This is a genomic window from Myxococcus llanfairpwllgwyngyllgogerychwyrndrobwllllantysiliogogogochensis (genome assembly GCF_006636215.1).
In the GTDB taxonomy this organism is placed as follows: domain Bacteria; phylum Myxococcota; class Myxococcia; order Myxococcales; family Myxococcaceae; genus Myxococcus; species Myxococcus llanfairpwllgwyngyllgogerychwyrndrobwllllantysiliogogogochensis.
The window spans coordinates 1-9,885 of the sequence record NZ_VIFM01000355.1 but is presented as its reverse complement, the minus strand read 5'-3'; the positions used below and the strand labels follow the sequence as shown (position 1 = coordinate 9,885).

At 69.7% G+C, this 9,885-nt stretch carries 8 protein-coding genes and 1 pseudogene; 2 read left to right on the top strand and 7 right to left on the bottom strand.

The genetic code is table 11. From position 1 onward, the window contains the following. The 3 genes and pseudogenes from FJV41_RS44995 to FJV41_RS44985 all read right to left on the bottom strand — a co-directional run. Nucleotides 1-790 (bottom strand): annotated as a pseudogene (locus FJV41_RS44995) (sodium:proton exchanger); the annotation flags it as partial. Between the two features lie 31 nt (nucleotides 791-821). Next, nucleotides 822-1,160: a hypothetical protein gene (locus tag FJV41_RS44990; RefSeq protein ID WP_141648803.1), complete on the bottom strand. Its 339-nt coding sequence runs from the start codon at nucleotides 1,158-1,160 to the stop codon at nucleotides 822-824. A gap of 37 nt (nucleotides 1,161-1,197) precedes the next feature. Further along, nucleotides 1,198-1,668 carry a general stress protein gene (locus FJV41_RS44985; protein WP_141648802.1) on the bottom strand — a complete coding sequence of 157 codons (471 nt, stop codon included), beginning with the start codon at nucleotides 1,666-1,668 and terminating at the stop codon, nucleotides 1,198-1,200. Between the two features lie 313 nt (nucleotides 1,669-1,981). Between FJV41_RS44985 and FJV41_RS44980 the strand changes: the two genes are divergently transcribed. After that, complete coding sequence (locus tag FJV41_RS44980; RefSeq protein WP_141648801.1) at nucleotides 1,982-2,758, top strand: TVP38/TMEM64 family protein; 777 nt, start codon at nucleotides 1,982-1,984, stop codon at nucleotides 2,756-2,758. Nucleotides 2,759-2,922: 164 nt separating this feature from the next. Here the strand turns inward: FJV41_RS44980 and FJV41_RS44975 are convergent, their stop codons facing one another. From FJV41_RS44975 to FJV41_RS44960, 4 genes are all read right to left on the bottom strand, one after another. Next, the gene (locus FJV41_RS44975) at nucleotides 2,923-4,131 is read right to left on the bottom strand and encodes a proprotein convertase P-domain-containing protein (RefSeq protein ID WP_141648800.1); all 1,209 of its coding nucleotides are present in this window, start codon (nucleotides 4,129-4,131) and stop codon (nucleotides 2,923-2,925) included. A gap of 70 nt (nucleotides 4,132-4,201) precedes the next feature. Then, a complete protein-coding gene (locus FJV41_RS44970; RefSeq protein ID WP_141648799.1) occupies nucleotides 4,202-4,987 on the bottom strand; it encodes a hypothetical protein in 786 nt (261 codons plus the stop codon). A 95-nt stretch (nucleotides 4,988-5,082) separates the two neighbouring features. Then, entirely contained in the window at nucleotides 5,083-6,027 is a 945-nt protein-coding gene (locus FJV41_RS44965) for a patatin-like phospholipase family protein (RefSeq protein ID WP_141648798.1), read from the bottom strand. Between the two features lie 150 nt (nucleotides 6,028-6,177). Further along, a complete protein-coding gene (locus FJV41_RS44960; RefSeq protein WP_141648797.1) occupies nucleotides 6,178-6,849 on the bottom strand; it encodes a phosphoribosylanthranilate isomerase in 672 nt (223 codons plus the stop codon). Nucleotides 6,850-7,144: 295 nt separating this feature from the next. On the opposite strand from FJV41_RS44960, the gene FJV41_RS44955 reads away from it, so the two are divergent. Further along, entirely contained in the window at nucleotides 7,145-9,877 is a 2,733-nt protein-coding gene (locus tag FJV41_RS44955; RefSeq protein ID WP_246137814.1) for a carboxypeptidase regulatory-like domain-containing protein, read from the top strand. Nucleotides 9,878-9,885: the final 8 nt, after the last annotated feature.

The following is a 9,885-nucleotide window of genomic DNA, read 5'->3' as shown; positions in this document are numbered from 1 at the left end:
GCCCTCCCACCAGCGCCAGCGTCGCCCCGCACGCCACGCCCGCGAGCAGCGCGGACACCCGGAGATACGCCGCGGCGCCGCCCACGAGCGCCACCATTCCCAGCGTCACCGTCGCCAGCTCCGCCGGGTCCTTCAGCGCGTGGGTGAGGTACGCCAGGAGCGCGCCACACAGGATGCCCAGCAGCAGCGCCAGGCACACCAGCCCCAGCCCCTCGCCCACCGTGGGCGCCGCGCCCAGGAGCAGCGCCAGGGCCAGCACCACGAGCCCCACCGCGTCATCCAGCATCGTCAGCAGCGCCACGCCCAGGCCCCGCGCGCGGTCCATCCGCCCACCCCGGTACGCCAGCACCGCGAAGTGCCCCGAGGACAGGCTCGCCGCCGCGCCCAGGAGCGACGCGGCTCCCACCGCCGCATGGAACGACGGCCTCAAGGTCAACAGCAGCGGCACGAACAACGGCACCGCCACGAAGAGGAACGCCGTCCCCGCGTGCGCCAGCGCCGCCGAGTACACCGGCCGGGGCAACAGCCGCAGCAGCCGGGGCTCCAGGTTCAACCCCAGGATGACGCCCGCCGTCCCCAGCCCCAGCGCCATCACCGGCCGCAAGAGGCGCAGGTCCTCCACCGACAACACCCCCACCACCGACGGGCCCAGCACGACGCCGAAGAGCAGGAACAGGAACCCGCCCGCCGCCAGCCGCGCCAGCGCCGGGAATCGCGCGGAGTCCAACGCCGGACTCGAGGCGAGCAGGGACAGCGCCGCGATGGCGAGAAAGACGAGCAGCGCTTGCACGAGACTTGCTTACACCGGCCGCGACTTCACGTCACGAGCGGCGGTGGGTCGGCGCGGCGATCACCGGCAGGGCGACCAGGCGGCCCATGGGTGGATCGTCCGCATCCATCTCCAGTTGCACCCGTTGAATCATCCGCTCCATCTCCTCGGCGGAGACGGCGGGCAACATGCTCACCAGCAACACGCGGTCTTCGTCCGCGCCCAGGGCCAGACTTCGCAGCCCCGCGAACACGGGCACCTCGGCGGACAACGCCGCGGCCGCGCTCCGAGCTCGGACCACCAGCGGCTCCGGGATGCCAAACTCCCGGAGCCGACGGATGGCTCGCTCGGTCCCTTCCATCTGCTCGAGGAACGTGATGACCAGGTACACGCGGCCGTCTTAGCGGGTCCGCGCGCCAGGCGCCACGCTACTCGTTCTGGCCGGGGCCCGCCGTCTCACCGGAAGGAGCCGCCGGAGTCGCAGGAGTCGTTGGAGTCGTCGGTGCGGCTCCCTCTTGCGCCGGTGCCGCGCCTTCCTGGGCCGCCATCGCCGCACGAGCCGCGCGCTTGCCCTCCTCGATGAGCTTCTTCACCTTCTGCCCACCCTTGCGGCCAATCTCCTCGTAGAAGTTCGGCCCGCGGGTGGCCTTGACGCGGTCCCCGCCCTTCTTGCCGATCTCCTCGTAGAACTTCGCGCCGCGCTCGGCTTTCACCGTCTCGCCGCCCTTGCGGCCGATCTCCTCGTAGAACGAGCGACCCCGCTCGGCCTTTACCGTGGCTCCGCCCTTGCGACCGATGGTCTCGTAGAACTCGCGACCCCGCTCGTTTCGGACCGTCTCTCCACCCTTACGTCCCGCCTCGGCCACCGTCATGCTGCCCTTGTTGTCTTTGTCCGACATTGCGCCCTCTCCTCTCTTGGCTGCCTGCCCCCATCCCGCGCCTCGATGCCCCTTGCCTGAAACCTTGGGACGGAAGCGCCCCGATGCAAGCAAGCTCCGTACACCGCCAGCCGTTCTCGCCTGACCCACCACACCAAAACCCCAATGGTTTCATGCGGTTGGACAAGCTCGCCCTGCTTACTTTCCGGGCGGAGGCATGCCCGGCAGGACGCTCTCTTGTTGAAAACAATTCCCTCTGCATTGCCGATTCCCGGACCGGCACTCACCTTCATGCCCGCGGCGCGCGCTTCAGGGCGCCCGAGGGAGGCGTTGCGTGGCGCAGGTGGCGAAGACATGGCTCCGAGTCCTGGCACCGATGCTCGTGTCCGTCGGTGGACTGTTGATGCTCCGTCTGCTCGGACCGGACTTCATCGATCAGCGCTACATCGCGGATCTGCTGTCCCCTCTGGGTAAAGCCGCGCCGTTGGCCTACATCGCGTTTCTTGCCGTGCGCCCCCTGACGCTACTGCCCGGGCAGCTCTTGACCGCCGTGGGCGGAATGATGTTCGGGACGCTCGCAGCGACCCTCTATTCACTAACGGGCAGCTTCCTGTCTGCCATGTTGCTCTTCGTGCTGGCACGCAAGCTGGGGACTCGGCCGATGAAGCGCCTGGCTGGGGGCAAATATCCAGCGCTGGTGCGCGCGGCCAAGCGCCACGATTTCCTCTTCGCCTTCATGGCGTGCATCAACCCGCTGTGTCCCACCGACGTCATGCTGGTGGCCGCCGCGGCGAGTGGCGCGCGGTTCTGGCCCTCGGTCGCGGGCGTGATGTTGGGCACCATTCCAGGGACCTTTCTCACCGCGCAGTTCGGCAGTGGGCTGGCCCAGGGGCGCACGGTGATGACCGCGGTGTCCGCCGCCGGTCTCGTCGTCTCGCTGGTGCTGGGCGTCTTCATCGGGCGTCGTTTCTACAAGGAGCTCACCGAGGAGTCGGAGACCACCTCGCCCGAATCAGATGCGCGAGACGAGACAACGGTTCCCGGCCTCGGCGGCTCGACGACGATGCCGCGCACGCCCCCGAAGAGCGATGGTGTTCCAGCCACCTGGTGACGCCGCGCGACGCGGACACCCGCGCGGCATCGAAGGTTCCCCTCAATCCGTGTCGTTCGTCGACTTCGGCTTCGACCCGCGCGTCGTCTCGCGAGTGAGTCGCGCGGCGACGACCGGGAGGCCGCGCGGGTTCTTCACGGCCTCCCGGTGGTGACGACGCGACGTCAGTCGAAGCGGCTGGTGAGCTTCACGGACCACTCGCGCAGCGTGCCGCTCCCCTGCCCCGCGGGGTTGGAGATGTGCAGCTTCCACTTGCCGTTGAGGGTCCCATCGCGCGGGATTCCACGCGTCACCGGGATGCGGGACGGGGGCCTGCCCTCGGTGGGCCCGTTCCACAGCAAGGCCGTCTCACCACCCGGGTCCTCCAGCGTGAGCACCAGGTTGGACGACGAGGAGTGCAGCAGGTCCAGCACCACGGTGATGTCCTCGGGCACGGTGGCGAGGCCCACCACGCCGACCACCGACACCAGCTGCACCGTCGAGCCGGGCAGCGCCAGGTCCGAGTAGTTCGTGAAGGTGCCCGCCATCCACGCCGGACGGCAGATGCCCTCGGGAGAGCCGGACTCGGAGCCCGAGCACACCAGCCCCGGCTGGCACGGACGCATCACCGAGCAGCTGTCGCTGTCACCCGCGATCGGCGGGTTGCTCCGGCAGCGCCCGTAGGCGATGGGGCCTCCGAACGCCAACCCCTGACACGACAGTCCGGCCTGACACGTCGCCGGGCCCGTGCATGGATCACCGTCGGGAGCCAGGGCGACATGATTCTTGAGCGCCTGAAGCGCGGCGCCATTCATGAACGCCACCCGCGACAGCTCCACGATGTGGTCGATGCGACGCGCGGCGACGATGGCCTGCGCCTGACTCGCGCTCAGTCCCACGGTGTTCTGGAGGGCCGCCAGGCTCTCCGTGTTCGCCGCGGCGACGACCCGCCGGGCCTCGGCGAGGTTGAAGGCCACGCCATGGAAGGTGCCCACCTGCTCGTCCAGGGGCATCTCCACGCGGCCCGTCCCACGGACGTAGGCCTCCAGCGTGGCCAGCGCGGCCGGGCCCACCTGGGCAATCGCATCCACCTGTTCGATGGAGACGTAGTGGCGATCATCCGCCGTGAACTCCACACCATCTGGACCGTTGCGGTGGGCGATGATGCTCTGCGCGGTGAGCGCGTTGAGCGGAACCCCGAAGTCCAACACCGCCAACGTCGTGGAGCGACTGTTGAGGAAGGCCAGCACCCCGGTGGACGCCGGCGTGCCCGTCGCGAGGGACTGCGCCTGTGTCTCCAGGAGGGCGGGCGCCGCCTCCTCGGAAGGAACGCCACAGCTCAACATCAGGGGAAGAACGGAAAGCGGTATAAACCGCATCAAGTTGTAGGTCATGATCCCCGTGTACTCCAGGTCTCCGACCCTGTGTCCAACAGAGACGTCACAACCGGGCCCCGAGGGCCTTTCAGGGGGCCTTCAGCCTTGCGGCCGAGATGAAGGCCCCCACGGCGGCGATGAACGTGGCGAAGCTCAGCCAGGGCCCCGCGGGGAGCTGAAGGAGGGCCACCAGGCCCCCGAGCACGGAGAGCGAGAGAAAGGCCCGGCGCGCCAGGACCCGGCCCTTGCGCCAATGCCCCGCTGCCACGGTGAAGAGGAACGCGGTGGCCCCCGCGAGGAACTGGAGGCCCAGCACATTGAGGGACGTGTCCTTCACCAGCCCGACGTAGCCAGTGAACCAGCGCGGCTCGGGTGGGAGCTGAAGGGCCACGGCATCCGGGTGATACATCATCGGGTCGAACGGTCTGTTGACGGGGGCCCCCAGCGTGACGACGGCCACCTGCGCGATGACCACGAGAAACAGCGTCACCAGGATGGTGAGCCACGGCAGACCGGTGCGCTCGCGCTCCCACCGGCGCAGGGCCTCCAGGTGCTGGGGGTCGACCTCGAGTGCGCTCGGATAACCCAGGTCCAGCAAGGCCTTCGTGGCGGCGATGCTCGCGGGCATCTTCTCCGTGCCCAGTCCCACCAGCGCGCCGTCATCCAGGAGCCTGCGCAGCAGCGCCGCGCTCGCGTCGCGCTCGGGCTCCAAGGGGAGTCGGAGCAGGAGCGCATTGAGGTCATCCCCCAGTCGCGCCCCCTCCTCCGCCGATGACGCGGACAGGGCCCGGGGAACCAGGGCCTTGATGCGCTCCGTGGCCGGGGACTCCTCCGCGCCAGCAGGCGCCTGCGCCGTCCTCTGAAGCTCGCCCACGGTGTGCCTCCCACGCCCGCTGACTCCACGGCGCGGAACCCATCGTAACGAGGGGACACGGATTCGTCACAGCCGGACGGCGACGACACGCTTCTTCACGAATGGAGCACGGGCTCCAACTGCGCCGCGATGCGCGGCGGCATCCGCTCCCCGGGCCCCACTCCGGTGGGCCGCATGATGGCGCGCGCGCGGTCCTCGCCGTGGCGGATGCGCATGCGCGTCATCTCCGGTGAGAAGTCGAGCGTGTCGCCCATGGGCGCCGTCGGCTCGATGACCGTGATGCGGCAATAGACATACGGCTTTCCATCCGGAGCCAGGAGCGTGGTGCCCTGTTCGTGGGCCTGCCTGACCATGTCGTTGATGCGGACGAACACGTCCACGTCGTTCATCAGGATTTCGTTGAGGGTGATGTCGGTGAGGCTGCGTCGGGCCACGTCCAGGATGTTGGAGGGATAGCGCATCGGCTCGATGCGGGACGACGAGCAGGCGATGACGACAATCTCCGTGGGTGCATAGCCGAGCGCATCGCCGAGCGGCGTGACGTTGCGCAGCCCACCGTCGACGATGGCCTGAGGACCGATGGGCTCCCAGATGACGGGCATTGTCGCGCTCTGCCAGACGGCCGGGATGAAGTCGCTCGCATCGCTCGACACCAACTCGTACAGGCCCGAGGTGAGCGAGACGCGGCCCACATGCGCGGGAATGGCGAAGGGACGTCCGACGAGGTTGCGCTCGACGAGGTCCCTCAGGGGGGTGTTGTCGTAGAACCCCAGCTTGTTGAGCACCCCGAGCCGCAGCGCGACGACGAGCCACGGGAACTTCCGGTACACGTCCGACTCGCGGAGGTTCATCCAGAGGTTCGTGAGTCGCTCATATTCGTTCTGGGCGATGACGGCGGCGTTCAGCGCGCCCACCGACACGCCGAAGACGCGCTCCCATCGAAAGCCATGCACCTCGCGCAGCACCCGCTCCGCGCCCACCTGGAAGGCACCCTTGCCGCCACCACCTGAGAGCACGAGCGTCGCGGGACGATCCGTCATGGCATACCTCGCTGGGGATTCGCGCGAACCGCCCGGAGAAGGCCCGTGCCCGCGCATCAGCGGGACGAGATAGGCACGCCCCCTCCCTTCCAGAATCGCCCCGAGGCGCGGGCTCGCTGTCCAGCGGTGGGCCCTGGACCCGTACGCGCGTCAGCCCTCGGAGGCCCGCACCGCGCGCATGAACCGCTGAAGCTTCTCCTCATCCAGGTGCCCGCCCGTGCGCAGCCCACTGCAGACATCCAGCCCGAACGGGCCCACGGAGCGAATCGCCTCGCCCACGTTCTCCGGCGTGAGGCCGCCAGCCAGGAACACGGGCACCGACACCGCCTCGCGAATGCGCCGACTGAAGGCCCAGTCATGCACGCGTCCGGTGCCGCCCAGCTCCTTCACGGCCAGGGCCGGGTTGCCCGAGTCGAGCAACAAGGCATCCACCTCGCGCGCCACGGCACATGCCTCGTCCACGGAGGCGGCATCGACCACGTGGACCACCTGCACCAGCTTCACCGAGGGCAGCGAGGCCCGCACGTGACGGAGCACCGCGGTGCCCACCCGGTCCACCACCTGCACCGTGTTCACCCGGGTGCGGCGGGCCTGCGCGACGAGACGGTCGGCGTCCTCCTCGCACGTGAGCAGGAAGGTGGAGATGCCAGGGGGCGCCTGGCTGGCCAGTTCCGTGATGAGCCCCTCGTCGATGACACCCGGGCCGCTCGGCATCTTCGACACGAGCCCCAGCGCGGCCGCGCCACAGGACACCGCCAGCCGTGCCTCCTCCCGCGAGGAGATGCAGCACACCTTCACCCGGACATGTCGAACCGGTTCCATTTCCGTCCTCCGCGCCGACGCGCCCGACAGGTATCACGCGCGGACGCCTCCGCACCGCGACAACACGGCGCCCGAGCCGCGCGCCCCGGGACATGAGCGCCCCTGGAATTCACGGGCCGTATGGATCCAGGATGTCGCCCCTGGAGACGAAATGAACCGAAAAACACTGTTCGTGGTCGCACTCCTCGCGGTCCTCGTGGGCGCGGTCCTCTGGTTGCGCGGGAGCCCCGCTCCGGTTGGCACTTCAGCCGCCCCTGCTTTGGATGCACCTCCGCTTGCGAAGGCGCCAACGAGTTTGGGAGCCTCGACGGGGACCACGACGGTCGGGACGCCCACGGCGGAGTCGGGCACGCCCCCCGTCACCGACCCGATGCGCGAGGACGAGGGCACCGTGTACGTCGAGGTCCTCGATGGCACAGGTCCCCTCGCGGGCGCCCACGTCACGCTCTACCTCCAGGGACCGCATGTCCCGGCGACGGGCCGTCCCGCGTGGTTCATCGCGGGCAAGGGCACCACCGATGCCTCGGGCACGCTTCGACTTCCCGCGCGACCGGGGCACTACCTCATCGCCGCGAAGTCCTCGGGACGGGCCCCCGCTCGCGCGGCCTTCACCCGCCCTCGGGGCGAAGCGCGGACGCAGGTGCGACTGGTACTCGGGACCGGAGCCATCCTGGAGGGCACCGTCGTGGAGCGCGCATCCAAGGCGCCCGTGCCCCTCGCGCAGCTCATCCTCACCCCACGCACGCTGCTGTCCTCGGCCGCCAGGGACACCGCCTTCGTTCCCGAGGAGGAGCGCTACGTCACCTCCGCCGATGCGCGCGGCGTCTTCCGCGCCGAGGGCCTCGCGCCCGGTGAGTACCAGCTCGAAGCCCTCGCTCCGGGACATGCCGCCCGGCGACTCGCGCGGGTCCTGGTCCCCACTTCGGGACTCCTCGTCGAGCTGGACGGGTCGGCCTTCATCGAGGGCTTCGTGGAGCTTCCGGATGGCAAGCCCGCGCCCGGAGCACGCATCACCGCCACCGGCATGGGCGAGACGCTCGAAGCCGAGTCGAGCGCGGGAGGTGGCTTCTCGCTCGACGTCCCGCCCGGCGTCTATCGCGTCACCGCGCGACATGGAGACCTGACGGGCACGGCCCCCGAGCGCGTCATCGTGGGCGCGGGGATGACGGTGCGTGACGTGCGCATCCGCCTGGGGACGGCGGCCTCGCTCTCGGGAGTCGTGCGTCGCAAGGGCACTGGGGAGCCCATCGCCGGCGCGAACATCTCCCTGACTCCGAGCGCCCTGGCCTTCTCGTTCGACGCGGCGCCCGCCGAGGTCGGCAGCGCGCTCTCCGGTGCGGACGGACGGTTCCAGGTGGGCAACCTCGCCCCGGGTGCGTACACCGTGAATGTCCAGGCCAGGGGCTTCCGCTCGCTCAAGCGCGACGGCGTCACCGTACTCGACGGGCAGCGCTTCGAGCTGCTCGCGGAGCTGGATGCGAATGGGCGAATCGAAGGCACGGTGGTGGATGAGCAGGCAAAGCCGCTCGCGGGCATCCACGCCACGCCCGAGCGGCGCTGGCGCATGGCCCCCGTGGAAGGCGCCCTGACGACGGTAACGGATGCCCAAGGTGCCTTCACGCTCGAAGACGTCCCGCCCGGGGAGATCCACGTGGCGGTCAATCATCCTGGAAGCCAGACCCACGTGCGCGAGCGGGTGATGGTGAACCCCGGGCAGACAAGCCAGGTCCGCATCCAGTTGTCGAGCGAAGGCACACTCGAGGGGACCGTCAAGATGGAGGACGGACGCGCTCCAACGGGCCCCGTCACCGTCTACGCGCTGCGGGTCAAGGACGCGCGTACGGAGGCGCACCAGATCTCCGCGGCGGCGGATGGCGCCTGGTCCATGCGCGTTCGCGCGGGCACGTATCACGTCGCAGCGTGGCTCTCCGAGGCAGGCAATCAGAGCGGAGACCAGGAGAAGGTGGTGGAAGTGGCCGCCGGCCAGACGCAGCGCGTGGACCTGCGGGTGCGCGAAGCGAAGCGGGCCCTCGCCGTCACGGTGCTCGAACCGAACGGCGCGCCCAGTGTCTCGGCGACCGTCATGGGCAGCGAGGCGGGCCGCAGCGAAATCCTCCTCGAGGACATGACGGATGCCTCGGGACAGGTCCTGCTCGTCGCGGACTCGCTGGGCACCAAGGCCCTGCACATCTGGGCGACGAATGGCGGACGACGGGGTGACCTGCTCTCCGTGCCCGACACGCAGAGAACCCTGGTCATCCAGCTCCAACCCGGCGGGCGACTGGCGGGAGCGGTGCGCTCGGCGGGAGGACGCGACATCGACGGCTTCAAGCTGGTGGTGTCATCGACGAAGAGCGAGGACGACTTCCTCTCACGTCAGGAGCTGGAGCTCGCGGGTGCTCGCTTCGTCGTCGAGGACGTTCCGGCGGGACAGTTGGCCGTCTCGGTGACGCTGCCGGATGGCCGGGCCGGAAAGGCGGAGGCCACGAGCGTCGCGGGGAAGACCACCCAGGTCGACATCATCGTCGAGGCCGGAGGCGTCATCTCCGGACGGCTGGTCGATGCGACTGGCGCGCCCCTCGCGGCGGCGTTCGTGGATGTGGACGGACTCACCTCTCCCCCCACCGGAGCGGATGGTCGCTTCCGTGTGGAGGACGTCGCGCCGGGTGAGCACCGGCTCATCGCGTGGAGCCAGAAGACGGAGCGCGCGGAGAAGACCCTCAAGCTGACCGCGGGCAAGGCGCTGGACGTGGGCGACTGGAAGCTGGGGCCTCCCCGAGTCGAGCCCGGTCGCCTCGGTGTCTTCTTCAGCATGGATGGCGACGAGGTCCTCGTGCGAGGAGTCCAGGACGGCCTTCACGGAGACGCCATCCGCGCGGGGGACGTGGTGAAGTCCATCGACGGGGCCACCGTCGTCACCGCCGGAGAGGCACGCGAGCGGGAGCTGGGCGCACCCGGCAGTCCCGCCACGCTCCTCATCCGCCGCGACACGCGGACCTACCCCATCACCCTCACCCGCGCCCCCTGAGCGGACAC

Excerpts from the sequence above, each read along its gene's own strand:
- FJV41_RS44985 (WP_141648802.1), bottom strand. The coding sequence starts at position 1,668 with ATGTCGGACAAAGACAACAAGGGCAGCATGACGGTGGCCGAGGCGGGA.
- FJV41_RS44975 (WP_141648800.1), bottom strand. The coding sequence starts at position 4,131 with ATGACCTACAACTTGATGCGGTTTATACCGCTTTCCGTTCTTCCCCTG.
- FJV41_RS44965 (WP_141648798.1), bottom strand. The coding sequence starts at position 6,027 with ATGACGGATCGTCCCGCGACGCTCGTGCTCTCAGGTGGTGGCGGCAAG.
- FJV41_RS44960 (WP_141648797.1), bottom strand. The coding sequence starts at position 6,849 with ATGGAACCGGTTCGACATGTCCGGGTGAAGGTGTGCTGCATCTCCTCG.